Consider the following 26,835-nt stretch of genomic DNA (forward strand, 5'->3'; position numbering starts at 1 on the left):
AAAATAAATATATTTTTAAATAAGAGTTCAAAGAGGTGTTTCTTTATGGTATAGTGATATACAGAAAGGCTCCTCTTGAATCAATTATTAAGTAAATTATGGTTTCAAGTAATAATTGGAATGATTTTAGGAGTAATCTTTGGACTTATATTATCTCCTAGTGCATTTGCTTTAGTAGATGAAAAAATAGCTTATGCTATTGCTCCTTGGATTGCACTTTTAGGAAATATATTTTTAGCACTTATTAAGATGATTGTAATTCCTCTTGTAATGAGTTCAATTATTTTAGGAATCACAAGTGCTGGTAATGTGGAAACATTAAAAAGTTTAGGCTATAAAATAGCTCCATATTTTGTATTTACTACAATTGTTGCCGTTACTTTAGGGATATTTATAACATATCTAATCCATCCTGGAACTTATGTTTCAAGTGATATAATAAATCAAGTAGTACCCACAACTGTGCAAGTAGTAAAAGAGGTAAAAGAGATTTCAGTACCTGATATGATAGTTGACTTGATTCCAATAAGTACAGCAAAAGCAGAACTCGATGGAAATATATTAGCCTTTGTTGTTTTAGCTATATTTATTGGGGTTGCTTTAATGAATATAGAAGAGGAAGATGCTAGACCTTTAAAAGATTTGGCAAAATCTCTTCAAGCTTTTTCTATGAAAGTTGTAGATTGGGCGATGAAACTTGCTCCTTATGCAGTCTTTGGTCTTTTGTGCAATATCACTATTAAAATAGGTTTTGATGCAATCTCTTCCATGTCTATGTATGTCTTAACAGTAATTTTAGGATTGTTATTACTTTTGTGCTTTTATTTGATAATGGTATATTTTGTTGCAAAAATAAAACCTCTTGATTTTTTAAGAAAAATTAGAGAAGTTCAGTTATTGGCTTTCTCAACTTCCTCTTCTGCTGCTGTTATGCCATTATCTATGAAAACTGCCGAAGATGAATTGAACATTCCAACCCCTATTTCAAAGTTTGTTATACCCTTAGGAGCAACAGTAAATATGGATGGAACTGCACTTTACCAAGTGTGTGCTGCTATATTTTTAACACAACTTTTTGGTATAGATTTAAGCCTTGTTGAGGTAATAATTTTAGCTTTTACAACAGTTGGTGCATCAATTGGAGCTCCGAGTACTCCAGGAGTTGGTATAGTTATACTTGCAACAATATTGCAAGGAATTGGTGTACCAGTTGAAGGAATAGCACTAATACTTGGAGTTGATAGAATACTTGATATGTGTAGAACTACCATTAATGTAACAGGGGATTTAACAGCAACTTTGGTTATGAAAAAATTGACAAATATAAGTACTAAAGAGGTGGCTAAAAAGATATCAGCCCTTTAGTTTATATATTAAATTTCTTAGAAATTTTAATGTTGTTTAAGATTTTTACGGCAATTATTGTAAGGATAGTTCCAATTATAATAGATAAACTTATATGCTCTTTTAGGAAAATAATACTTAAAATAATAGCAAATAATGGAACTAAAAATATAAAAGAACTAACTTCATTGGTTCCAAGTTTTTCTATTCCTACAAAGTATATTGTTGTGGCAAAAGTTGTAGAGATAACAGCAATACTTAAAACATTAAGCCAAAATATCCAATCAAAAGATGCATAGTTTATATTTGGTATATCAACAAAAAATATCAAAACTATAATAGTCGTAACAACATACATATATAAAGTAAATACCATAGGTGAAATTTTAGTTGCTTTTGAACTGGTTATTGTAAGAATTGGCCAAAGAATTGATGCCAAAACAAAATAAACATTTTTTTGTGAAAATATCTCTTCTAGTGAAAAAGACCAAATATTTAGCATGGTAAGAACTCCTGCACCACCAAGAATCAAAGCAAAAATATCTTTTTTTTCTATTTTTCTGTTAAAAAATAGTGCCATAATCAAAAAGGTATTTATTGGAATCATTGTTGTAACTAAAGCTCCCCCTAAACTTGCTGTTCCAAATTTTGTTCCAAGAAAATAACACTTCATATAAGCTATCATCACAATCGACGCAATAAGAACTAAAATAAAACTTTTTAGGTTTATATAAAAGCTTTTTTTCATATATAATAAAATTGGAAGTAGGGTAATTATTGTAAATATATTTCTAAAAAAAATCATCTCATATTCATTTATATATGCACTTAATACTTTTGCACTAACCCACGATGCTCCCCATCCAGCCATTGCAAAGAACATAAGAACATAAAAAATATTTTTGTTTTGGTCTGTCATTTTAAATCTTTCTAAATTTATAGGGGCAATTGTACAAAAAAAAATTGATATTTTATAGAATAATATTGCTATTTTTTTGTAAAATAGAAGGGGTATATCCAAAATATTTTTTGAAGTTACGTGAAAAGTGAGATTGATCATTGAATCCTACATTAACACTTGCTTCACTAATTGATAGACCTTTTTTGATTAAATTATTTGCACGGTTTAGTCTTTCATTTACAATAAAGGCATGGGGCGTTAATCCAAAATCTCTTTTAAATATTCTTAAAAAATGGTATTTACTAAGATCTACATTATTTGCTAGCATCTCAAGGGTAAAGTTTGTATCTATTGAGTCATTTATAAATTCATATGTTTGTTTTATCATCTTTTTATCTTCAAAAATTTCTTTATCATTTTTTGTATATAAGGTTGAATCAAAAATTAAACTTGAAAGGGCATCTATTAAAAGGGCTTCAACTAATATTTCATCTTCTTTATTAAAATATGCATAAAAAAAGTTATGGAGTTTTGAAAATAGCTTTTTGTTATTAATAATATGTTTTTGAAAATAAGGAATTTTTTTTTCACCAAATATTTCTTCATAAAGATTTGAGATAATTTCTACTGTTGGATAAAAGTTTGCATGTGACCACTCTTTTGATTTACCACCATGTACTTCTCCTGGATTATTTATTCGAACTGAGTATTCATATGAATAAAAACTTTCATTTTTATTGAATACTTTTAAAAACCCTTTATAAGTTAGTCCAATAGTATATGTATCATGGTAATGTTTTGTAAAATCTTCATTTGAATGGTTTACATTTTCAAATAATATGTTATTTAATAATTTAGACATAAGCAAATTATATCTAAAATAAAAAACAAATATAGAAGAAAATTGCTATTTCAATATTTCTTCTAATGTCTCTTTTATTTTAGTCGGATCTGAAAAGTGGTCAAGTTTTGCTTTGAAATTGCCTTCTTTATCAAAAATGTATATATATGATGTGTGTGCAACAGAGTAGTCCATTGCAGAATTTTCAAGTTCTATTTTGCTGTAATAACTTCTATATCTAGAAGTTATATCATCAATATTTTCTTTTGTAGAAGTAGCACCTATAAAGTTTGGATGAAAATATTGTGCATACTCTTTTAAGTTTTTAAGTGTATCTCTGTCTGGGTCTACGCTTATAAAAAGTCCAACAAAATCTTTAGTTTTTTCTTTTGGAAAACTATTCAATGCATGTGCTAAAGAACTCAAAGAAGTAGGGCATACATCAGGACAAAAGGTATATCCGAAATATATTGCTAGGTATTTGCCTTTAAAGCTATCTTTTGTAATCTCACCATCTATTGTATTTACTTTGAAGTCATACTGTTTTTGTTCATTATACTCATCTACATATGGTTTTAATATTGTTATTAAAACAACAGCTACTATAAAACTAACGCCAAGTTTAAAAAATGTATTCATTATTTATCCGTTTTAAATTGGAATCTAGCTCCAATGATTTTATCTAATTTTTCTATTCGTATATCTGCATTCCACTTCATATTTCCAACTGGACAAGTGGGAAGTGTACCTATTGCTTCATAGTTTCCATTTCCAAGGTTTTTAATTGGTAAATTAAAATCTCCCATAAGCATATTTGTTGTATAGATATTTAGATACAACTCATTTAAATCTATTTTATCACTTTTTATTGAAAATTTAATTGATTGCATAAGTGGAATTGATTTTGGATTTATATCAAGTTCAAAAGTAGTTCCATCTTGTATTTGTATACTACAAGAACTTTTATGCAAATCACAAGTGGAAGCTTGAGTGATAAATTTTGCTTCACCTTTAAAAGATTGGTAAAGGGAAGGAAAATCTATCAAGAAATATCCTACTACTACAAAAAGTACAACTGCTACTTGTAGTATTGTACTTTTTATATTGTTAGTTTTTTTTTCTTGAGACATTTATTTAATTACTTCCACATTTTCCTGAACCACAGCTCATGTCTTTTTTCATACCTGAACCACATTTCCCACTACCACAACTCATACCTTTTTTCATATTTTTATTCATCATTCCACCCATTACTGTTTTAATAGGAGCAGTTATAGTTATAGTCTCTCCATTTGAAAACTCAAGTGTATAAGTTACCTCTTCTCCTACTTTTAAAGGCTTATGTAAACCAATTAACATAACATGAAACCCACCTGGTTTAAGTTCTGTTATACCATTTGCTGGAACATCTATTTTAGGTACTTGGTACATCTTCATTACGCCATCTTTCATACTATGTGTATGAAGTTCAACAACTTTAGAAACATCTGATGTAGCTTTTAGGACAGCAATAGTTTTATCTGTATTGTTTTTAACTGTCATAAAGGCAGCTGAGTTTGGTAAACCTGGAGGTGTAGCTCTTATATAAGCATCTTTAACTTCAATATTTGAAGCAAACAGTGTTGATGCACTTAGAAGTGCTAAAAGAAGAAATTTTTTCATTTGTTACCTTTTTTATTTTCTGTATTTTATTATCAAAATGTTAATTTAGTGTTAATTCTTTTTTAGCATGATTAATAGTACACCAGCTACTGCTGCTATAAATGAAGCTGCAAATACTCCAAGCTTAACTGCTGAAATAATTGTTTCATCGAGAAAAGCAAGGTGAGTTATAAAGATTGACATAGTAAATCCAATACCACCTAAAAATCCTACTGCAATTACTTCATACCAAGATATATTTTCTGGTTTTTTAATAAGTTTTAATTTTGTAGCTAAATATGTAAATCCAAATATTCCAATTGGTTTACCAATAATTAGACCAAAAACTACACCTAACACAATCATCAAGTTTGCACTTATTCCTGAAAAGTCTATTAATACACCTGCATTTGAAAATGCAAATAGTGGCATAATAAAAAAAGCAGATAGACCATGTAAATTGTGTTCTAGTCTTATAAGAGGATTTTGTACTTTGTCATAGTTATATGCAATATTTTCTAGGGAGTCTATTTGATGATGATTTAAAACAGGAACAGGATCTATATGTTTTTCAAAATAATTTATATCATCTTTTGTCTCTTTTATAAAATTATGCTCATCAATTTTTGATTTAATTGGAATTGCAAAGGCAAGTAAAACACCAGCAATTGTTGCATGAATCCCAATAGCATGAATATAAACCCAAAGTGCGATACCAAGAATTAAGTAGGGTAATAATTTAGTTACACCTTTTATATTTAAAGCCCAAATTAAAGCATAGATAACCCCCGCATGTAAAAAGTACTCACTATGTATTTCACTTGTATAAACAGTTGCCACAACTAAAACTGCCCCTAAGTCATCCACAACTGCAAGGGCAACTAAGAATAACTTTAGTGCTGGATTTACACGATTACCAAGAAGCATTAATATACCTAATGCAAAAGCAATGTCTGTTGCCATTGGAATACCAAATCCTAAAGGATTATCTGTGTTTAATCCTACATAAATTAGCGCTGGAACTACCATTCCTCCAATTGCTGCAACTATTGGGAAAAGTGCTTTACTTACAGATGATAGCTCTCCCACTAACATCTCTCTTTTTATCTCTAGTCCAACCATTAGAAAAAATAGTGCCATAAGTCCATCATCAATCCAATATGTTAGTGTCATGGAGATATCATGAACTCCAAGACTAATTCCTAATGGCAGATGCCACAGGTCATAATATGCTTGACCTAAACTAGAGTTTGCAACGATAACAGCTGCTATTGTTGCAATAAAAAGTAATATACCACTTAGAGCTTCTTTATTTACAAATCTCTCTAGGGTTATTAATTTATTAATCATTTAAAATTCCTTTTTATAAACATTTTGGACAAATACCTTTTATAATTATATTTTCAATTTTATGATTGACTAATTTGAAGTTTAGTTCCTCATGAATACATTCAATCTTTGAACAGCTTGTACATATAAAGTGTGCGTGATTTGATTTTTTTATTTCAAAATATCTTTTTTTATCATTTGATTCAAATGAATTAATTACATCTTCTTCTTCAAATTTTGTGATATTTCTATAAAATGTTGCTTTATCCATATTTATTGAAATCTTTATCTCTTCATAACATAAGGGTTTTGAAGAGTTTGCAAGTACTTCAAGTATCGACTTTCTGGAGTTTGTTAGCTTTATGTTTTTTTCTTCAATTAATTCTATAATATTGTCCATATAAAATTATAACATATGATTCCTGCAACTAAGTTGCATTAAAGCTTAAAGTTACTAGAATTTCAAAATGCAACTAAGTTGCAAATCAAAATTGGAGTTATTATGAGAAAGATTTTTATTATTAGTTTGTTATTGTTATCATCACTTTATGCACAAAAAATAGTTACTGTTAGTATATTGCCACAAAAATATTTTATTGAAAAAATTGCAATGGATAAAGTTTTTGTAAATGTTATGGTTCAACCTGGAGCTTCTCCAGCATCATATGAACCAAAAACATCACAAATGAAAGATTTAATTAATTCTGAGATATATTTTTCTATTGGTGTGCCTTTTGAAGAGGCTTGGCTAGGTAAATTTAAAGATATAAATAAAAACATGCAAATAATAGATAGCTCTAAAGGTATAAAAAAGATTGCAATTGCTCAACATCATCATGAAGGTGAAGTGCATCATCATAATGAAGAAATTCTAGACCCTCACATTTGGTTAGATCCAATACTTGTAAAAGTTCAGGCAAAAAATATTCTTGATGCACTTGTTCAAATTGATAAAAAAAATAGAAACTTTTATTATGATAATTACAAAAACTTTTTATTTGAATTAGATGCTTTACATTTAAAGTTATCTACCATATTAAAAGAGGTAAAGGGTAAGAGATTTATGGTATTTCATCCTTCGTGGGGCTATTTTGCTAAAAGATATGAACTAGAGCAAGAAGCTGTTGAAAAAGAGGGGAAAGAACCTAAATCTAAAGAGATCATAGCTTTAATAAATGAAGCAAAAGAAGAGGGTATTAAAGTTGTATTTGTAGCTCCTCAATTCTCTAAGAAATCTGCTGAAATTATTGCAAATGGGATTGGTGGTAAAACAATTTTCATAGATCCTTTATCAAATAAATGGAAAGAGAGTCTACTTAATACCTCAATTGAATTGGTAAATAGTTATAAATAATGAAAGTCTTAATTAGTTTAGTTTTAATAGTGCAAACCCTTTTTGGGTGTGCACTTTGCACTATATATTCACCTAAGACAAGTGTTATTCTTGATATTAAAACTGAAAAAGATTTAATAAAAGGTATGGATGTAAAATGGGTATTAACAAAACCTTTTACTGAAACATTAAAAAATGTATATGATGTAAACTTGGACAATAAGTTAGATGAAAAAGAACTGTTAACTATAAAAAACATTTTTCTATCATATGTTAAGCCAAAAAAATATTTGGCACATATTTCTTATGGTAAAAAGATAAATAAAGTAAAGTCAAATATTATAAATGTAAAAGATTTAGATGTCTATATAAAAAATGAAATTTTACATATTCACTACAAAATAAAATTAAATTATAAAATTGTAAAAGATAATATACTATATTTTAATATCGAAGACAAGGAACAATTCTTTTTAATAGAGATTGCTAAAAATAGTTTAAGCTACGATAAACAAGTGTTTAGTGAAGATGTAATTGATTTATATAGTGTTGCATTTAGAATAAAAAAAGAGTTTGTCATAGAAAATAAAGAGGAAACTAAAGAAGTAAAAAAAAACGATATAGCAAAATCAGATGAAAGCTTTTTAATAAAATTTAATAATGAGATTAAAAAAAATCTTTTAGAGATAAAAAATGGTAATTTAATTGCTTTATTCTCACTTTTACTTGTCTCTTTTTTATATGGAGTTGTTCATGCCTTAGGTCCCGGTCATGGAAAATCATTGGCTTTTTCCTATTTTTTGGCTACAAAAAGTTCTTATGTAAAAGCTTTAATTATTTCTCAGTTTACGGCATTTATTCATATTGTTGGAGCATTAGTTTTAGTGTTAATATCTATTTTCATAATAGAGTCTTTTTTTAATAGTTTTGTTAATGATTCTATAAAATTAATCACTCAATTATCTGCTATATTTATTATGCTTTTAGCTTTATACCTTTTATATAAAAAGTATAAAAATAAAAACTCTTCTTATTCATGTTGTAATCATAATCACCAAGAAGAAAATACAAAAAAACAAGATGTGTTTTTTGTATTAACAGCTGGTATTGTACCTTGTCCTGGCACTGTTATATTATTTTTATATGCATTTATTTTAAAAACTTATTTTGCAGTTATTTTAGCTTCTATATTTATTAGTATAGGAATGGGATTAGTTATATTTTTATCAGCATTTTTTAGTATAAAAATAAGTAGGATATCAGATAATTACAATAAGATTAGAAACTTTATAGAGATAGCTTCACCTCTATTTATTTTTATTTTAGGTTTATTATTATTTTTTAATATAAACATATTATAGGGTAGAAAAGGAGAGTTTAGAAACTCTCCCATTCATCACTGCTGTCATTATTAGGAACAATCACTTGTGCTTTTTTTGTTTCTGAAACTTTCTCTTCTTTTTTAGTGTTTATTGGTTCTTTTTTTTCTTGAATAACTTTTTTAGGAGCTTCTTTTTGTGGTGTTTGTTCGCTTTTAGTATTTGTATTGTTTAAGTTTATATTTTTTGCTTGTACACTCTCTTTCCCTTCAAACTCTTTTTCATTTGCATCTCTTACAATGTCATCAGCAATATATTGTGTTTGATCAGCAATATCTTTTGCTTGGTTTGCAATAGACGCATTTTCTTGAGTTTGTCTATCCAATAAACTAACAGCACTATTAATTTGCTCAATTCCCATTTGCTGTTCTTTACTTGCTGATTCAACTCCACCAATCAATTCTAAAGTTTTAGATATATTTTCATTTAATCCAACATAACCTTTAATCATTTTGTCAGATATTATTTTTCCATCATTTGCTTTTAAGGTAGCATTTTCAACTAAAGATTTTATCTCTTTTGCAGCTTCTGCAGATCTTGATGCAAGATTTCTAACCTCTTGTGCAACTACTGCAAAGCCTTTACCTGCTTCTCCAGCTGTTGCTGCTTCCACTGCAGCATTTAGTGATAAAATATTTGTTTGGAAAGAGATTTGATCAATAACTGATATGGCATCACTTATTGCAGTTACTTGCTCATTTATACTATCCATTGCACCAGTTGTTTGAGAAGCTAGTGTTTCCCCTTCATTTGCAGAGTGTTTTAATTCATTTGCATTATTTGCCATAGCAATTACATTTTGAGTATTACTAGTTATATTTGAAGTAATCTCTTCTAATGCAGCAGCTGTTTCTTCAATACTTGCAGCAGCCTCATTTGAAGAACGATTTAAAGTATCAACATTTGATAATAACTCTTCTGAACTTTTTTGTAGAGTAAGTCCATTTGATTTATTTTCAACTAGCATTTCATTAATAATATTTGCTAAGGTATTTAGTCCAGTTACGGTATTACCTGTGGCAGTAGTAATTCTATGTTTGAAATTTAATTTTTGATACTCTTCTAAAGCTTTTTCAACTTCATTAATGTCATTTGAAATATTTTCAGAGATAACTTGTATCATTTCATTAAAAATAGTTTTTAACTCTTCTAAACCTTTATTATGAGTACTTTTGTCAATTTTTTTACTAATGTCACCACTTTTTACAGCTTCTACAACTCTTTTTACATCTTCAATTAGTAGTTCATCTTTTTCTATTAGAGCTTGAGTATTGGTAATATTTTTATTTACTTCTATTGCAATAGAGGCTATTTCATCCTTAGCTCTTGTATCTAATAACTCTACATCTTTTTCTTCTCTATTTAGGTATTTAAAAAAGCCAAGTAAGCCATGATGAAAATTATTAATAGACTTATTAATAGTTTTACCAAGAATTATTGTAAAAAATATTGCAATCACTATACTTAAAAATGTGATTACAATAAAAGATATAAATGATTGTTCTATTAAAGAGTCTGTTTCATTTTCTTGAACTTTAACAACTTTATATGATTCTTCCGTAAAATAGTCAATCAAGCCTCTCATTGCTTCATAGTTATTTAAATAAGTAGTAAAATAAAATTCTTGTGCTTTTTCATACTCATTTGCTCTTATCATTGAAACAATTTTTTTTGTATTTTCATTAGTTAGATTGTATTTAGTATCAAATTCTTCAAACTTTGAAGCGTTGTTTGACAGCTGTTTTTCTAAGAGTTTTTTAAATTTTTCAAATCTTTGTCCAACTTGTTCAATGTTGTTATTTACTCCACTTTTAATTAACTTTTCACTCTCTTGTGTATCTTTTAAATTTATTATTTGAGAAATAGCAACGTTTGATTGGTAGGAGTCTCTATCTGCTTCTAGTAAAAAATTTATTCCTGCAAAATCTCTCTTAGTCAAGTCTGTTACGTTTTCTTTTATGTGATTTATGTTGTATGAAACATAAATACTTGACAGTAATGTCACTGTAATTAGTACAAGAAATGCACCAATAATTTTACTTTGAATTTTCATATGAACCCCTTCATTATAACAATATATTATAATCATACCTCCTGCAATATAAATTGAAACTTAAATTAAGTAGATATTAAAGCTTAAGTTGCAATTGTAATTTTTAATTATTAAAGTGCTTTAAAAGTAATGGAATAGAATTTGCAGGAAATAATAATAAAGAAATATAGATGAAATTAAATGACATAAAATTAGAAAATGATTATTTTGAATTTGATGAAAAGTTTTATCATAAAATTAATCCAACTCCCTTAAATAATCCACACTTGATATCTTATAATAAACTAATGTTTGATGAGATAGGTTTAGATTATGATGAAGCAAAAAATGAAGAGTTTGTTAAGTTTATAAATGGAGAGAAATTGCTAGAAGGCTCACTCCCTTATGCAAAAGCATATGCAGGACATCAATTTGGCTATTTTGTTCCCCAATTGGGTGATGGAAGAGCAATAAATTTAGGGAAAATTGGCTCATGGCATCTTCAAACAAAAGGTGCTGGACTTACTCGTTATTCAAGACAAGGTGATGGAAGAGCAGTTTTAAGGTCTTCAGTTAGGGAGTATATTATTTCAGAAGCAATGCATGCCTTGGATATACCTACAACAAGAGTTTTAGCTCTTATTGGCTCAACTCATCCTGTTTCTAGATATTATGGTGTAAAAGAAACAGGTGCTATAGTTTTAAGAATGTCGCCATCTTGGGTTAGAATTGGAACATTTGAGTATTTTGCAAGGGGAAAAGATGCAAAGGCAAATTTAACTCAATTGGCAAATTATGTAATTAAAAACTCATATCCACATCTAATAAATGATAAAGATAAGTATGAAAAAATGTATTATGAGATGGTTGATAAAACAGCAGTTTTAATGGCAAAATGGCAAGCATATGGTTTCATGCATGGGGTTATGAATACAGATAATTTCTCTATGGCAGGATTGAGTATAGATTATGGCCCTTTTGCTTTTATGGATTATTTTAATATAAACCAAATATGTAATCACACAGATAGCGAAGGCCGATACTCTTATAACAATCAACCTTATGTTGCAAGATGGAATTTAGAAGTTTTAGCAAAATCTTTAAAAGAGATTTGCGAGGTAAAGAAACTTCATGAGTATTTGAAAACATATTTTCATGTTCAAGAAAAAGAATACTTGACTCTTATGACAAAAAGATTAGGACTTGATATTAGTAAAAGTAGTGATTCTTATGCTGACTTGATAATATCTTTATTAAAGGCATTACAAGCTTCTAAAACTGATTATAATCAATTTTTTTATGAATTAACAAAGTGTAAAAATAGTGATGAGATTAGAAAAGTGATTGATATCTCAATCTATAGACAAGCTTTAGATAAATGGTTAGAAGATTATATAAAAGCTAGAGAAGAAGAAAATAGTGATTTTACTGAAGTTCAAAATAGTATGAAAAAAATAAATCCAAAATATGTGATTAAAAACTATATGCTTCAAGAAGCAATTGACAAGGCAGAAGAGGGTGATTTTACTTTAGTAAATGACTTATTAAATATTACACAAAATCCATATGGTGAGCACAAAGAGTATGAAAGATACTCAAAAGCTACACCACTTGAATTTTCAAATGTAAAACTTAGTTGTTCATCCTAGGACTAAACAGCTCCCATTAGTGCTTTTTTAGTATTTCCCATAAGTGCTACCATCTCATCATATGACTTACTTATCTCTTCTTGTGGAGTTGAGATTACTTCATCATAAACTTTTTCTATTTTCTCTTCACTTGATAGTTTTTTAAGATCACTTTTTTCTAAAGAGGCGAAATCTAAAACTTCATTCCATACAGAACTCTCATCTAAAACAAAAGCAGAAAACTTAATACCTTCATATTCAAAAGTACCATCTGCATCTAAGTCGATAACGTAAAGTAAATTAATAGAATCTTTATCAAAAAATTCTCCATATTTTGCAAAAAAATCTTTAAAATATCCAAATGTTTCAAGCTCACATGAAAAGAATTTGATTTTTTCATTTTCACTTACCATAATAACTTGTCTAGCTTGAGATTTTGGAGGCATAACTCTTGTTTCAGATAATCTTTTACCCTCTTCAATAATTAAAGCTCCTCTATAACCATGTAGTGAAGAGGCAATGCTTCCACTAAAAGATGGTTGCCATTCTAAATTATTTTCTTTGATGTAGTCAATTGGTGTCATACTATAGTCCTTTTTTTATGTATGCACTATAATATACAATAATTGTTCCTTTGACTATTTATCTTATGTGAGATATGACTATCATCAGTTTGAATTACAACTTTATTTCGTCCATTTTCTTTTGCTTCATATAAAAACTTGTCAGCTCTTTTATAGGCTTTTTCTGCCGTTAAATTATTACTATCAAATACTATACCACCAATAGAGATAGTAAGCTCTTTATTTAAAAGTGTACTATTAGTATGTTCTATATGTAAATCTTCAACATTTGTTCTTAATTTTTCTAAAAGTAGAGTGAAGTTTTTTTCATTGATATCTGTTACTAAAATACCAAACTCTTCCCCACCTAATCTAAAAATATAATCACTGGCTCTACTTACAGTATATTTTATACAGTTAGCTGTTTCAATTAGGGCTTTATCCCCTTTATTATGACCATATGTATCATTATATTGTTTAAAAAAGTCAATATCTAAAATGGCAAATCCCATTGTTTTATTGTCTCTTTTTGCTCTTAATATCTCTTTTTCAATAGTCATATTAAAGTATCTTCTATTATATGTTTGTGTTAATTCATCTGTAATAGACATTTCTTCAATACGTTTTTTATCTGTAATATCAACTGCAACAGAAGCATAACCAGTAATAGTTTTATTGTTATACATAGGAGAAATTTTTGCATGAACATAATAAACCTCTTTATTCTTCATCATATTTTTAATTTCACCTTCCCATGTTTTACCAGAGTAAATATCATCCCATATATTTAAATAAAACTCTTTTGTGGTATCTGGATGTCTAAAAATATTATGATTTTGTCCAATTACTTCCTCTTTTGCATAACCACAAATTCTACAAAAGGCATCTGAAACATCTAAAATTTTCCCATTTATATCAACTTTTACAGTGATTAAATAGTCATTTATAATTTCAAGATAGGTTTTATTTTCTTCAAGCTTATCTTCTATTGTTTTTTTATTTCTTTTTGCCTCTGTAATATCTACAAAAGAAGCTATATGATAAAACTCATCTTCATCGGTATATATTCTTGAAATAGTAAGCTCTTCTGTATATGGTGTCCCATTTTTCTTTATATTGGTTATTTCACCTTCCCAATAATTTTCATTATTAAGGCTATCCCACATATTTTTATAAAATTGTTTTGTATGATAACCTGTAGATTTAAGTATTTTAGGTGTTTTATGTAGTATCTCTTTTTCACTATAGCCTGTAATTTTTGTAAAAGATTTATTTACTTGAAGTACTTTATTCTCTTTATTTGTGATTATAATACCATCATGGGAGTTTTCAAATACATTATTTGATATTTTTAATCTTGATTTATTCTCTTTTTCTGTTCTTTTATATTCAGCAAAAATAAATGAGATAAATAATGCAACTAAAAAGTATAAAAAGACAATCCATGCAATAGTATTTAAATACTCATCAATTTTTTTATCAATTATATTGTTGTTAATTCTTGTAATAAATCTCAATTCAAATGGATTGGGTTGCTTATTCTCATTTAGCCATGAAGTAATATTTGTTTTTTTAACATTTATATAATAATTATCATTTTTAAGTGTACCTTCAAAATATTCTCCAATCTCTTTATATATATCTTTATGTATATTATTAAAAGTCATATCTTTGTTAAATATAAATCCAAAATTATATTTACTGTTTTGAGAGTTTAATATATAGTTATTTTTATTTATGATTAGTGTTTCTAAATCAAATTTAGAGTTTGAAAAAGTTATAAGAATATCATTTAAACTATAGTCTATAACTACAAACCCATCTTGAACATCATACTTATCATAAACTGGAGTTATAATTTCAATATAAGGTTTAGCAGGATTTATAATTTTCTCTTTATCTTTTAGTAGCTTTATAGGTGATACATATATATCACCTCTTTCAAGTTTTTTTAAATCATTTAAATATTTTTTTTCTTGAATATCTTTTGATAAATTATTATCATTGATTTCTAAAAATTTCTTACCATTATTTTTTAAGAAGTAAACCTCTAAATAAGACTCTTTCAATGCAATCAATGAGGATATTTCATCTTTTAATATATATTTATTTTTATTTAATTTGTAGATATATGATATATAAAGGGTGTCTTTTTTAAGAATTTCAAAATTATTTTGGATATTTGCGATTTTTAAATCTAATTCAGATTCTATAGAATTTGTAGTCTCTTTTGAATAAATATCATTAAGATTTTTAATGTAGGCAGTGGATACCAATAAAAATATAATAATAAAAAGCGTAAAAGTTTTGAAAAACGTATAACTAATTTTTTTATTCAATTTATAACTTCCTGACAGGTAATCCTTTATTATATCATGAATTTAGAAATTTTTAGTTAAATAAAAATTATTTTTCATCCAATGAGAATTTACCTGGTCCAATAAGTATTATTAAAAGTGATGTAAAGATATAGAAATATTGAAGTTCTAAAGCTAATCCTCCGTGTGAACTAAGAGAAAATATTTCGCTTGGATGAACTAAATATATTGCAAATAAAATATTTATTATAATTATCAAAGAGAATGTTTTTGTGTAGTATCCAATAATTAGAAATATTGGTGCAATAACTTCTCCAATGTAAACCCCATAAACTAAGTATTGAGGAAGATTGTTTTTTTCAAGTACTGATTCGATAAAAGAAGTCCCATATTTAAGCTTTGCATATCCATGTAGTAAAAATAAAATACCAACAAATAATCTTAAAAATAATTTTGCAAAATTTTCATTGTAGCTACTATTCATAACAATCCTTTGTAGTATGTTATTTTAAAAAAGTTAATGAAAGGTTAATTAAAACTGACTGCTGGTCAAATTCAATAAAATTTAAGAATAGCTAGTTATACTTTCATAACTTGACCGACGGTCAGTCAAAAAATATTTAAGGAGTTTTATGAGTCCTAAAAAAGTCAATAAAGAAGAAAGAAGAAGAGAAGTTGCACTTGCTTGTTTTGATTTAATACATGATGTTGGAATGAAAAATATTACAGTTGCCCAAGTTGCAAAAAGTGCTGGAATAGGCAAGGGAACTGTATATGAGTATTTTGAAAATAAAGAAGATATTATTTTTGAAATAATAAATGTGCACATAGAGTATCATCATAAAATGTTTTTAGAAAAAATCAAAGATGTAAAATCAACTAAAGAGAAAGTATTTCACTTCTTTGATTTTGTTATGAATGAGACAGAAGAAAATATTAGACATTTTAATGGTTATAGAGAATACTTATCAATTGTTTTAGCAGAAGAGAATGAATCTATGTGTAACTTTAATACTTCATGCACAGAGTTTTTTCAAAATCAATTAAAAGAGATAATTGAAGAGGGAATTAATAATGAAGAATTACTCCCCATAGCTAGAAATTTTGTTGATGGAATCATGTTGTTTGAAAAGGGTGTAGTATTGATGAAAATGACACAAACAAGTTTTGATGCTAAATTCTCATGTGAAAAATTTTTAAATAATATTTTTGAAGTAATTGAGAAAAAACAATGATTCCAAAAAAATATACAAGATTAGTTTTTGCTTTTTTCATGTCTTTATTTATGAGTTTTATAATGAGTTTTGTAATTACATTTATAAATTTAGGTTTCATTGACGGTTTTGTTTTAAAGTGGCTGGAGGCATTTGTAAAAGCATTTATATTTGCATTTCCAATAGTATTTATTGTTGCACCTATAGTGCATAATATCACAAATAAATTAATAAAATAGAAGGATAATATATGTTTAAGAAGGTATTAGTAGTAGTGCTTTCATCTGTTGCACTATTTGCAGCAGGTGCTCCATCACTGGTTGAGACTACAAAAATAATAAAAGGAGAAGTTAATCCTTTGCAAGAGTTTGTAGGAACACTAAAGTTTGATAGAAACTCAGTTTTAGCTGCTCAAAATTCAGGTGTAGTAAAAAATATAAATTTTGAAGTAGGGGATGCTGTAAAAAAAGGGCAAACACTGATTCAAATAGATGCAGATTTATTAAATGCACAAGTGAAATCAGCACGAGCAAATGCTAAGAGTGCAAAAAAAGATTATGAAAGATATTCAAAACTGTTAGAGACAAAATCTGTTTCTAAAAAACAGTATGATGATATGAAATTAAAATCTGTTACAACACAAAGTACCTTAAATGAGTTAGAAATACAAAAAGAGAAAAAAAGCATAAAAGCACCATATAGTGGAATTATGGTAGAAAAGAGTATTGACTTAGGGGAATGGGTAAATGCAGGAACATCACTGGCTTCAATTGTAGATACTTCAAAAGCAGAGATAACATTTAATGTTCCATTGAGTATTTATTATGGATTAAAAAAAGATGATACATATGATATTAGGGTTGGTAAAGATGTTATAAAAGGAAAAATGAGTGGTGCAATACCAAGTGGTGATAAGATAACTAGAACTTTCCCTGTAAAGTTTAAAGCTAATACAAGCAAAATATTTGTTTTTGATGGAGAAGAAGCAAAGGTAAGCTTGTCTAAAAATGCAGTACAAGAAGCACTTATTGTTCCAAGAGATGCTGTTATAAAAAGATTTGGACAAAATATTGTTTTTATTATTGATGATAAAATGATTGCACAAATGATTCCTGTACAGATTATTGCATATTTACAAGATAGCGTTGCGATAGATGGTGAAGGTTTAGCACAGGGACAGAACATAGTTAGTAAAGGGAATGAAAGAGTTTTTCCTAATTCACCTGTAAAAATAATAAACAAATAGGATAAGAAATGGATTTAATTAAGTTTTCGATTAAAAATCCTGTAACTATTATTGTTTCAGTTTTAATCGTTGTATTGTTTGGTTTTTTGTCACTTACTAAATTACCATATCAATTAACACCCTCAGTAACAAAACCTGAGATTAAAATAACAACAGTATGGCCAGGCGCAACTCCTCATGAAATAGAGCGAGAGATAATAGAAGAGCAAGAAGATGCCCTTAAAAGTTTAAATAATCTAATTGAATATGAATCATCTGCCAAAGATGATAGGGGAGAGATAACTTTAACATTTAAGTTAGATACGGATATTCGTGTAGCTTTACAAGATGTTTCAAATAAGTTAAATGAGGTAAGCTCATACCCAAATAATGTGGATGAACCTATCATTGAAACAGCAACAGCAAGTCCAGTTATTTGGATGATGTTGCAAACTTTCAAAGATAATCCAAGACATATAGATGAATATAGAACTTTTTTTGATAATGAAATAAAACCTGTTATAAAAAGAGTTAATGGTGTGTCAGGAACTATGGATATTGGTGGTAGAGAGCAGCAGATGCAAATTGTATTTGATGTGAACAAATTGGCATCATATGGATTAACTGTTTCTCAAGTAATATCAACAATACAAAATGAAAATATAGATGTTTCTGCAGGTATTCAAAATATAAATAGAAGAGCCTACCGAATTAGAACTGTAAATAAATTTGCTTCACCCAAAGATATTGAAAAAGTTGTTTTGATATCTACTCGGGATAAAATAGTTACAGTTAAAGATATTGCAACAGTTGATTTTGGATATGAAACTGCAAATGGTGTTGCTATGTATTTAGGAAAAGATGGGATATTCTTAGGTGTTCAACCAAGTGCAGGTTCTAATATTGTTCAGCTTACAGATGAAGTTGAAAAAGTAGTAAATGAACTTAATGCAGGTGTTTTAAAAGATGAAAAACTAAAAATACAATGGATATATGACCAAAGACCTTATATCGTTGGTTCTGTTGATTTAGTTAAACAAAATATTATGATAGGTGGTGTTTTAGCAGTATTTATTCTAATTTTATTTTTAAGAAGTATCTCTCCTACTGCTGTTGTTTCTGTTGCAATTCCAATATCTATTATTGGTACTTTTATAATATTAAGTGCGATGGAAAGAAGTTTAAATACAATCTCTCTTGCAGGTATCTCCTTTGCCGTTGGTATGCTTGTTGATAGTGCCATTGTTGTATTGGAAAATATTGATAGGCATAGAAAAGAGGGTATGAGCATTGCTGATGCTGCCTATATAGGTGCAAGTGAAGTTTGGGGAGCATTGGTTGCTTCTGCTCTTACAACTATTGCAGTATTCTTGCCAATTGTATTTTTACAAGATGAAGCGGGACAGTTATTTAAAGATATTGCAATTGCAGTAACAGCTTCTGTAACTTTTTCACTATTTGTTTCAATTTCAGTTATTCCAATGTTATGGAAATCATTTGCAGGAATTTCAAAAAAAGAGCCAAAAGATGCAGGTGCAATAGCTAACTTTGGAGAAAAAATAGTTAATTTTATAATGTCAATTGTAACTATGTCTTTAAAAAATACTTTTACTAAAATAGTTACTATTTTATCTTTAGCAGTTTTTTCAGTGGGGGCAATATATGTACTTTTTCCTAAACTTGATTATTTACCAAAGGGAAATAAGAACTTAATATTTAATATTTTGATAACACCTCCTGGACTTTCATATAATGAGAGATATGGTATGGGTACATATTTAATGAAACAAATTGAGCCTCATGTTAATAAAGATGTTGGAGATATTCCTGGGCTAAGCCGTGCCTTTTATGTATCTTTTGGAGACTTCACACTTTTTGGTGGAACTTCAATGCATGAAGATAGAGCTCCTGATTTAATACCAATGTTTAGACCAATAGTAAACTCTATGCCTTCTGTATTTGGTGTTTCACTTCAATCAGGAGTATTTGAAAGTGGAGTTGGTGAAGGAAATACTGTTAATATTGATATTAGTGGTGAAAAGATTGAAGAGATTGCAAGTATTGGTGCTCAACTTTATGGGGCTACTATGGGTGCAATACAAGGAAGTCAAGTACGACCTGTGCCATCAGTAGAGTTGCTTTATCCTGAAGTTAGAATTAGACCAAATAGAGATGCAATTAAAGCACTAGATTTAAGTTCTAGGGATTTAGGAGTTGCAATTGATGTTCTTATGAGTGGTAGAAAAGTTGGTGATTTTGAAGAAGATGGTAAAAAGAAAATTGACCTCGTTTTAAAAGCTGATGGAGAGTTGGTAAAAACTCCAGAAGATGTTATGGCATCACTACTTGCCTTACCAAATGGCATGGTATTGCCAGTCTCTTCCATGTCTGATTATATCTCTACAACGGGAATTTCAGAGATTCGTCACCTAAATGGAAAAAGAACTATTACCTTACAAGTGACACCTCCTGATGGTATGACTATTGATGAAGCAATGAAAACTATTGGTGGTATGTTAGAAGGAATGAAAGCTAAAGGTATTATTACAGAGGATATTGAAATTGGTATTTCTGGTACAGCTGACAAATTAACCGAAACAATAAAACTATTGATGGATAATTTTATTTTAGCTTTAGTGATTGTATATTTACTTATGGCATCACTGTTTGGAAACTTTTTATATCCAATTGTAATTATGTGTACAGTTCCATTGGCAACAGCAGGTGGATTTATAGGATTGAAACTTACTAATATATTTATTGCTCCACAGCCTTTGGATATTTTAACCATGCTTGGGTTTATTATTTTGGTAGGTATTGTTGTAAACAATGCAATTTTAATTGTTCATCAAAGTTTGAATTATATAAGAGATAAGGGAATGGAGCATAAAAAAGCTGTAATAGAAGCAACTCGAACTAGAATTCGTCCTATTTATATGAGTTCATTAACTTCTATTTTTGGTATGTTGCCTTTAGTATTAATGCCAGGACCTGGAAGTGAGTTCTATAGAGGTTTAGGTTCAGTTATCACAGGTGGATTGGCATTTTCAACAATATTTACAATATTTGTTACTCCTGCACTTTTGATGTTTTTTATTAAATTAGAACAAAGACTTAAAAGAAGTGACGTAAAAGAACCAGTTGATGTTAGTAAAGCATAAGGATAAAAAATGAAGAAAATAAAATATTTAGTATTGTCATCTTTAGTTGCAACTAATTTATTTGCAATATCGCTCGATGAGGTTTTAAATATCTCATTGGAGAAGAATTTAGATATTGCAATAAGCAACTATGAATACAAAGAGTCAAAAGAGGATTATGATAAAACAAAATCAGCTTTTTTACCAAAAGCTGACTTGTCATACTCTTATAATAATAGAGACAAAGTAATACCAGGACAGATAAAAGAGGACTCAACTGCAAGTGCGACGATTTCATATAATCTATTTAATGGATTTAGTGATTTTAGTGAGTTATATAGTTCTAAGTATCTAAAAAATGCCTCAATGTATTATTACAATGCAAAAAAACAGGATATTATATTAGATACAAAAAAAGCATACATTGATTATCTGAATAAAAGAAAAAATCTTCAAACTCAAGAAGATGCATATAAATTATTTGAAAAACAATACATGGATGCCCAAAGTCAATATACACAAGGAATTATTTCAAGAAATGATTTATTAAAAGTTGAAGTAAACATGTTAAATGCAAAACAGAGTGTTATTCAAGCAAAAGGAGATTTAAATATCTCTTCATATACTTTGAGTAATATTTTAGGTGGATATGATTTATCAAATGAAAAGCTTGATGAATTAAATGTAAGTACAGATAAAAACTACACTTATGATATAACTCTTTTAGAAGATAGAAGCGAAATAAAAGCCTCTGAACTTAGTTTAAAAAGTATAAAAGAGCAGTCATTTGGATCAAAAGGTGCTTTTATGCCAAAGGTTGATGCAAGTCTTTCATACAATAAGTATGGTGATGATGAAAATGTAGGTGGACGTGCTTCTTATCCAGATACACAAGAGGTATTAAATATAACAGCATCTTGGAATTTATATAATGGAAATAGTGATTATAGTGAAGTTATAAAGAAAAATATCCAAGTAAAAAAAGCAGTGGCAAACCTAGCAAAAGTAAGACTTAATATTAAACTTCAATACCAAAATGCACTTTCATCTTATGATGTGGCAAAAGCTAACTTTGAAACTTCAAAATTAGCCCTTGACCAATCAAAAGAGAATTATGAAATAGTAAAAAATAGGTTCAAAGAAGGTCTTTCTGATAACACAAATTTAATTGATGCAAACTATTTACTTAGTGCTGCAAAACAAAATTATTATAAAGCTTATTATGATAAATATATTTCTATTGAGACTTTAAATAGAGTTTTAGAGAAGTAATTACAAGCTCTGTCAAGAAAATATAATTCTTGGCAGATAGTAAATTTTGAAGATTAATTATTCCAAAAAGTTGGTTTTTTTTCTTCCCCATTGCCAGTTGGTTTTTGTGGTTCAACTTTTTTAGCTGGTTTGTAGTTATCATACTTAAATGGATTTTTAAATTGTAAAGATGTAGGAGTTGGGCCACCACTTTTGTCCACTGTTCTAGGTTTATAAGTTTCTCCCATATTTGACCAGCTTTTTGGCAAATAGATATAGGCAAGAATTAATATAATTATTATAATTGCTATTTTTATATATATTCCTATATTACTCTTTTTTTCTTCCATCTGAATCCTTTTGTATTTTCATTTTCTTTTCTAAAAAATCATTCTTTTTATCTATGTTATTGTAATCATACTCTAATCCAGTTCTAAATTGTAACTTTATAGGATCTGCAGTTGTTGAATTATTTTTTGTATTTGCGGACATTGGGTTATACATATCTCCCAGTTTTTCCCAACTTTCATCTTTAGGTAAAAAGGTAATGAGAAAAATTATTCCAGCAATTAGAATTAGTATTTTTATATAAATTAAAATTCTGTTGGAATCCTCTCTCATTAGAGATCCTTTCTATTTTTTCTCCCAAAATATTGGTTTTTTCTCCTCATCACTTGCTTCCATTCTTTTTTGCATAAAAGTACTTTTTTTAGAGGGTTCATATTTATCATGTTGAAAGCCACTTCTAAATTGTAATTTTATTGGCTGATTATTATTTGAGACACCTCTTAATTTTGCAGCATTGTTAAAACTACTGTTTTGACCCGTAGGAATGAAAAAATAACCTAAAAATAGTATGATTGATATTATGGCAATTTTTATATATAGACTGCCTTTTTTCGATGTTTTACTCATATCAAACCTTTCCTTATTAACTATTATATAAAAAAAATAATAAAATCTATATAAGAAAGCCATTTGCTAGCATCATATCTTTTCCATCTTCAGTTACTTTATTTTTATCCCAAGGTGGGTCAAATGTCAGATTTATATTGACTTGTTCAATCTCATCTAAAACTTTTACTGCATAACTTGCATCATTGATTAAACTATCAGCAACAGGGCAACCTGGACTTGTTAGTGTCATATCGATATTGCATATTAGTATTTTGTCTTTTTCTTCTAATTCTATTTTATAAATTAATCCCAAGTCATAAATATTTACAGGAATTTCAGGATCAAATATATGTTTTAGTTGTCCAATTATTTTCTCTTTTATTTCTTCTTCATTATAATTTTCCATTTAATTTCCTTTTGCATACTCTTTTATTTTTTTTATCATACCTTGTACACCACTTTGTCTATTTGGTGTTATTATTTCTGTTAGATTTAATCTATCTAAGATATTTATATCTAGATTATTTATATCATCTTTTTTTTCATTTGAAAATATTGTTGTAATAATATAAACTAAACCTTTTACAATAGCAGCATTAGAATCTGCCCTAAAAATTAATTCATCACTATTTTTATCTTTTATTAGCCAAACCTTTGAAGTACAACCCTGAACTAAATTTTCATCTATCATCTCTTTTTCATCTAAGCTATTTAGTTTTTTACCCAAATCAATAATATATTGATATTTTTCAAGTTCATCATCAAAAAGTTCTAAATCATCTTTAAATTCATCAATTTTTTTTTCAATACTCATCTTAATCCTTTAACATCATTATGGCTTTTTTTAAAGCAATAATTAGTTTATCAATATCCTCTTTTTCATTGTAAAAGGCAATACTTACTCGGATTGTTCCTTCAATACCAAGGCTTTTCATAATAGGTTGAGCACAGTGATGTCCACATCTTAAAGCTATGCCCATTTTATCAACTAAAATACCTACATCTTCAGACATTATATTTTTGATATTAAAACTAAGTGAGCCAATAGAATTTTTTATATCACTATAAAAAATAATATCATCTATTTTTGATAATTCTTCATAAAGGTACTCATATAATTCCTGCTCTTTTTTTTCAATATTTTCATATCCAAGTTCCTTTATAAACTCTATGGCTTTGCCAAATCCAATGACTCCTGCTATATTTTGAGTTCCTGCTTCAAATTTAAAAGGAGAATCAAGTAAAATGCTTTTTTTATAAGTAACATCATTGATTGTTGCTCCTCCTGTTTGATATGGCTCAATCTCATCTAACAATTCTTCTTTTATATAAATAGCTCCAACTCCTGTTGGTCCAAAAGTTTTGTGTGAAGAGATTGCTAAAAAATCGACATCTAAATCTTGAACATCAATTTTTTTGTGGGTTAAACTCTGTGCTCCATCAATTAAAACTTTCGCACCATATTTATGGGCTAAACTTGTGATTCTTTTTATATCATGAATCTTTCCAAAGGCATTTGATATGTGAGTAACTGAGACAAAAGAGTTTGGGTTTTCTTTTAATATTTTTTCAAAATCTTCATAATCAAAATCTAGATTCTTATCACATTTTACTACTTCAAAATCTATATTAGCAATTTGCCAGGGGACAATATTTGAGTGGTGTTCTAAAGAAGAGATTATAACTTTTTTAAATCTATTTTTAGCATATGAATTTATTATAAAATTAATGCTCTCTGTTACACCTTTTGTAAAAATTATCTCATGTTTTTCTTTTGCATTTATAAATGTTTTTAAAACTTCACGAGTATGTTCATACTTCTGTGTTGCTTTATTTGCATCACCATGATTACTTCTATGTGTATTTGAACAATAAAATGAATAATAATTTACAATTTCATCAATAACAACTTGTGGTTTTTGAGTTGTTGCTGCATTATCTAAATATATTATGTTGCTATTTTTAAAATAAGGAAAATAATCTTTAAACATCATATCTCCTTTATTATATTTCTAATTTCTTCATTTGATATTTTAGCTAGTATTGCATTTTCTATGGCTTCAAGCATCATTTTTGAGGCTTGCGTTCTTGATAATCCTCTTGATTGTAAATAATATAAAATATCTTCATCCAAACTACCTGTTGTTGCCCCGTGACTTGCAGTTAACTCATCAATAAATATTTCAAGTCTTGGGTTAGCATTTATTATTGCATCATCACCTAATAAAGTTGTTTTAGAGTTTTGTATTACAGCTGAGTTATTTGCTTCATGATTTACTCTAGTTTTTACTTCAAATATCCCATGGGAGTTCTCATCTAAAATATGATTTGCTTTTATACTACTTGAGCTATTTTTACCATTGTGAATAGTAGATACAATATTTGCTATCTCTTGTTTTTTAGAGATATTTGTTAACGCTTCCATCTCAAAGTTTGAATTTGCATAATCCAAGTTTATATCAAATTGATTATAAGCATTTGATGCCCCAAAATTAAAGTTAAAGAATTTTAATTTTGAATCTTCTTTTATTGATGGTTCAAATTTGATATCTAAAAAATCATCAAAAGATAGTTTTTGTAAATATACATACTCTACATTTGATGAACTCTTTATATCAAAATCTCTTTTTTGATTTATTAAGTTTTTTTTATTTTTTGATATAAATATTTCAAAAATCAAAATATCGCTATTACTATTAATACTATATTTTAAATCTTTTTCAAAAATTGTATTTTCATCCTCATAATAATTTAATATTATTATTGGATTTTTACACTCTTTATTTATAGTTATTATATTTTCTTCAAGGCTAATATCATCAATTAGATTTTGATCTTTAATCTTCTCATTTGCAAAAAACACTCTATTAAAGCCTTCAAGTTTTAAAAAATCAAAATCAAAATTCACTACATCTTTAAAGCTATTTTCTTTATATTGTAGTTCAATTATATTTTTTACATTACACTTTCTAAACTCTTCAGTTTTTTTATTGGCAAGAGGAAAGTTTTTGATATCTAAATTTCTCATATTACACTCCTATTGCTTCGTAACCTTTTTCTTGAATAAGTTCAGCCAATGAATAATCACCACTTTGTGCGATTTTACCATCTTTTAAAACATGTACAAAATCAGGTTTAATAGCTTCTAATAATTTATCATAATGGGTAATCATTAAAACTGATCTATTACCATCAAGAAGTGAGTTTATACCATTTGCTACAAGTTTTATAGCATCCACATCAAGTCCAGAATCGATCTCATCAAGTAAGATTAAATCAGGTTTTAAAACTAAAAGTTGTAAGAGTTCATTTCTTTTTTTCTCTCCACCACTAAATCCAGCATTTAAATCTCTTTTTAAAATCTTATTGTCTATACCAAATTTGGCTGTAATCTCTTTTATCTCTTTTAAAAAAGAAGCAGAATCTAACTCTTTTAGACCTTGATATTCTCTTTTTGCATTAAGAGCTGATTTTAGAAAATACATATTATTAACTCCAGCTACTTCAATAGGATTTTGAAATGATAAAAATAGACCTTCATTTGCCCTTTGGCTTGCATCAAGTTCTAATAGGTCCTTTCCATTATACTCTACACTTCCAGATGTTACATCACACTCATAGTGGTCACATAAAGCTTTTACAATAGTTGATTTTCCAGCCCCATTTATTCCCATAAGGGCGTGAATTTCACCTTTTTTTATATCTAAACTAAAATCTTTTATTATTTCATTGTTTTCTATTTTTACATTTAAATTTTTAATACTAAGCATACTATTTCCTTAAAATTTTTCATTTTTCA

General features: G+C 28.0%; 28 protein-coding genes. 9 read left to right on the plus strand and 19 right to left on the minus strand.

Annotated features, from left to right (window positions below):
• Nucleotides 1-75 precede the first annotated feature (75 nt).
• Nucleotides 76-1,365 (plus strand): dicarboxylate/amino acid:cation symporter, encoded by a 1,290-nt coding sequence (locus tag Q0617_RS13545; protein WP_298753956.1) that lies wholly within the window; start codon nucleotides 76-78, stop codon nucleotides 1,363-1,365.
• Between the two features lies 1 nt (nucleotide 1,366).
• Here the strand turns inward: Q0617_RS13545 and Q0617_RS13550 are convergent, their stop codons facing one another.
• From Q0617_RS13550 to Q0617_RS13580, 7 genes are read right to left on the minus strand one after another with little or no spacing between them, the layout of a single operon-like run.
• Nucleotides 1,367-2,263 (minus strand): DMT family transporter, encoded by an 897-nt coding sequence (locus Q0617_RS13550; RefSeq protein WP_298753958.1) that lies wholly within the window; start codon nucleotides 2,261-2,263, stop codon nucleotides 1,367-1,369.
• Nucleotides 2,264-2,315: 52 nt separating this feature from the next.
• Nucleotides 2,316-3,107: an AraC family transcriptional regulator gene (locus Q0617_RS13555; protein ID WP_298753959.1), complete on the minus strand. Its 792-nt coding sequence runs from the start codon at nucleotides 3,105-3,107 to the stop codon at nucleotides 2,316-2,318.
• Nucleotides 3,108-3,152: 45 nt separating this feature from the next.
• Nucleotides 3,153-3,725 carry an SCO family protein gene (locus tag Q0617_RS13560; protein ID WP_298753961.1) on the minus strand — a complete coding sequence of 191 codons (573 nt, stop codon included), beginning with the start codon at nucleotides 3,723-3,725 and terminating at the stop codon, nucleotides 3,153-3,155.
• On the minus strand, nucleotides 3,725-4,216 hold the full coding sequence (locus Q0617_RS13565; protein WP_298753963.1) for a hypothetical protein: 492 nt from the start codon (nucleotides 4,214-4,216) through the stop codon (nucleotides 3,725-3,727). The genes Q0617_RS13560 and Q0617_RS13565 overlap by 1 nt, the downstream gene beginning before the upstream one ends.
• 4 nt (nucleotides 4,217-4,220) lie before the next feature.
• Nucleotides 4,221-4,748 (minus strand): copper chaperone PCu(A)C, encoded by a 528-nt coding sequence (locus tag Q0617_RS13570; protein ID WP_298753965.1) that lies wholly within the window; start codon nucleotides 4,746-4,748, stop codon nucleotides 4,221-4,223.
• 51 nt (nucleotides 4,749-4,799) lie between these two features.
• Nucleotides 4,800-6,077 (minus strand): Na+/H+ antiporter NhaA, encoded by a 1,278-nt coding sequence (gene nhaA, locus Q0617_RS13575; protein WP_298753968.1) that lies wholly within the window; start codon nucleotides 6,075-6,077, stop codon nucleotides 4,800-4,802.
• A 13-nt stretch (nucleotides 6,078-6,090) separates the two neighbouring features.
• Nucleotides 6,091-6,456, minus strand: coding sequence for a transcriptional repressor (locus tag Q0617_RS13580; RefSeq protein ID WP_298753970.1), 366 nt, complete (start codon nucleotides 6,454-6,456; stop codon nucleotides 6,091-6,093).
• Between the two features lie 102 nt (nucleotides 6,457-6,558).
• Here Q0617_RS13580 and Q0617_RS13585 point away from each other — a divergent pair, with 102 nt between their 5' ends.
• Nucleotides 6,559-7,410, plus strand: coding sequence for a zinc ABC transporter substrate-binding protein (locus Q0617_RS13585; RefSeq protein ID WP_298753972.1), 852 nt, complete (start codon nucleotides 6,559-6,561; stop codon nucleotides 7,408-7,410).
• Nucleotides 7,410-8,750 (plus strand): hypothetical protein, encoded by a 1,341-nt coding sequence (locus Q0617_RS13590; protein WP_298753974.1) that lies wholly within the window; start codon nucleotides 7,410-7,412, stop codon nucleotides 8,748-8,750. Before Q0617_RS13585 ends, Q0617_RS13590 begins: the two co-directional genes overlap by 1 nt.
• A gap of 16 nt (nucleotides 8,751-8,766) precedes the next feature.
• Here the strand turns inward: Q0617_RS13590 and Q0617_RS13595 are convergent, their stop codons facing one another.
• Complete coding sequence (locus Q0617_RS13595; protein WP_298753976.1) at nucleotides 8,767-10,821, minus strand: methyl-accepting chemotaxis protein; 2,055 nt, start codon at nucleotides 10,819-10,821, stop codon at nucleotides 8,767-8,769.
• A 170-nt stretch (nucleotides 10,822-10,991) separates the two neighbouring features.
• Here Q0617_RS13595 and Q0617_RS13600 point away from each other — a divergent pair, with 170 nt between their 5' ends.
• Entirely contained in the window at nucleotides 10,992-12,449 is a 1,458-nt protein-coding gene (locus tag Q0617_RS13600; RefSeq protein WP_298753978.1) for a protein adenylyltransferase SelO family protein, read from the plus strand.
• A gap of 2 nt (nucleotides 12,450-12,451) precedes the next feature.
• Here the strand turns inward: Q0617_RS13600 and Q0617_RS13605 are convergent, their stop codons facing one another.
• From Q0617_RS13605 to Q0617_RS13615, 3 genes are all read right to left on the minus strand, one after another.
• Nucleotides 12,452-13,012, minus strand: a complete 561-nt coding sequence (locus Q0617_RS13605; RefSeq protein ID WP_298753980.1) for a hypothetical protein — start codon at nucleotides 13,010-13,012, stop codon at nucleotides 12,452-12,454.
• Nucleotides 13,013-13,038: 26 nt separating this feature from the next.
• Complete coding sequence (locus tag Q0617_RS13610; RefSeq protein WP_298753982.1) at nucleotides 13,039-15,330, minus strand: diguanylate cyclase; 2,292 nt, start codon at nucleotides 15,328-15,330, stop codon at nucleotides 13,039-13,041.
• Between the two features lie 67 nt (nucleotides 15,331-15,397).
• Nucleotides 15,398-15,793: a DoxX family protein gene (locus Q0617_RS13615; protein ID WP_298753984.1), complete on the minus strand. Its 396-nt coding sequence runs from the start codon at nucleotides 15,791-15,793 to the stop codon at nucleotides 15,398-15,400.
• A gap of 148 nt (nucleotides 15,794-15,941) precedes the next feature.
• Between Q0617_RS13615 and Q0617_RS13620 the strand changes: the two genes are divergently transcribed.
• The 5 genes from Q0617_RS13620 to Q0617_RS13640 are packed head-to-tail and all read left to right on the plus strand — an operon-like array spanning nucleotide 15,942 to nucleotide 22,160.
• On the plus strand, nucleotides 15,942-16,544 hold the full coding sequence (locus Q0617_RS13620) for a TetR/AcrR family transcriptional regulator (protein WP_298753986.1): 603 nt from the start codon (nucleotides 15,942-15,944) through the stop codon (nucleotides 16,542-16,544).
• Between the two features lie 38 nt (nucleotides 16,545-16,582).
• Nucleotides 16,583-16,762: a DUF2798 domain-containing protein gene (locus Q0617_RS13625; protein WP_366517913.1), complete on the plus strand. Its 180-nt coding sequence runs from the start codon at nucleotides 16,583-16,585 to the stop codon at nucleotides 16,760-16,762.
• Nucleotides 16,763-16,773: 11 nt separating this feature from the next.
• On the plus strand, nucleotides 16,774-17,769 hold the full coding sequence (locus tag Q0617_RS13630; RefSeq protein WP_298753990.1) for an efflux RND transporter periplasmic adaptor subunit: 996 nt from the start codon (nucleotides 16,774-16,776) through the stop codon (nucleotides 17,767-17,769).
• Nucleotides 17,770-17,777: 8 nt separating this feature from the next.
• On the plus strand, nucleotides 17,778-20,909 hold the full coding sequence (locus tag Q0617_RS13635) for an efflux RND transporter permease subunit (protein WP_298753992.1): 3,132 nt from the start codon (nucleotides 17,778-17,780) through the stop codon (nucleotides 20,907-20,909).
• A 9-nt stretch (nucleotides 20,910-20,918) separates the two neighbouring features.
• Complete coding sequence (locus tag Q0617_RS13640) at nucleotides 20,919-22,160, plus strand: TolC family protein (RefSeq protein WP_298753993.1); 1,242 nt, start codon at nucleotides 20,919-20,921, stop codon at nucleotides 22,158-22,160.
• A 53-nt stretch (nucleotides 22,161-22,213) separates the two neighbouring features.
• Here Q0617_RS13640 and Q0617_RS13645 read toward each other — a convergent pair whose 3' ends face one another.
• The 8 genes from Q0617_RS13645 to sufC are packed head-to-tail and all read right to left on the minus strand — an operon-like array spanning nucleotide 22,214 to nucleotide 26,806.
• Entirely contained in the window at nucleotides 22,214-22,489 is a 276-nt protein-coding gene (locus Q0617_RS13645) for a hypothetical protein (RefSeq protein WP_298753995.1), read from the minus strand.
• Nucleotides 22,470-22,760, minus strand: a complete 291-nt coding sequence (locus Q0617_RS13650) for a hypothetical protein (protein WP_298753997.1) — start codon at nucleotides 22,758-22,760, stop codon at nucleotides 22,470-22,472. The genes Q0617_RS13645 and Q0617_RS13650 overlap by 20 nt, the downstream gene beginning before the upstream one ends.
• A 12-nt stretch (nucleotides 22,761-22,772) precedes the next feature.
• Nucleotides 22,773-23,054, minus strand: coding sequence for a hypothetical protein (locus Q0617_RS13655; RefSeq protein ID WP_298753999.1), 282 nt, complete (start codon nucleotides 23,052-23,054; stop codon nucleotides 22,773-22,775).
• Between the two features lie 46 nt (nucleotides 23,055-23,100).
• Nucleotides 23,101-23,442: an iron-sulfur cluster assembly protein gene (locus Q0617_RS13660; RefSeq protein ID WP_298754001.1), complete on the minus strand. Its 342-nt coding sequence runs from the start codon at nucleotides 23,440-23,442 to the stop codon at nucleotides 23,101-23,103.
• A complete protein-coding gene (locus Q0617_RS13665; protein WP_298754004.1) occupies nucleotides 23,443-23,850 on the minus strand; it encodes a SufE family protein in 408 nt (135 codons plus the stop codon).
• Between the two features lies 1 nt (nucleotide 23,851).
• On the minus strand, nucleotides 23,852-25,027 hold the full coding sequence (locus Q0617_RS13670; RefSeq protein ID WP_298754006.1) for a cysteine desulfurase: 1,176 nt from the start codon (nucleotides 25,025-25,027) through the stop codon (nucleotides 23,852-23,854).
• Nucleotides 25,027-26,064, minus strand: coding sequence for a SufD family Fe-S cluster assembly protein (locus tag Q0617_RS13675; protein WP_298754011.1), 1,038 nt, complete (start codon nucleotides 26,062-26,064; stop codon nucleotides 25,027-25,029). The genes Q0617_RS13670 and Q0617_RS13675 overlap by 1 nt, the downstream gene beginning before the upstream one ends.
• Before the next feature lies 1 nt (nucleotide 26,065).
• Nucleotides 26,066-26,806, minus strand: a complete 741-nt coding sequence (gene sufC / locus Q0617_RS13680) for a Fe-S cluster assembly ATPase SufC (RefSeq protein ID WP_298754013.1) — start codon at nucleotides 26,804-26,806, stop codon at nucleotides 26,066-26,068.
• Between the last annotated feature and the right edge of the window lie 29 nt (nucleotides 26,807-26,835).

It is taken from the genome of uncultured Arcobacter sp., from assembly GCF_937982575.1.
In the GTDB taxonomy this organism is placed as follows: Bacteria; Campylobacterota; Campylobacteria; order Campylobacterales; family Arcobacteraceae; genus Arcobacter.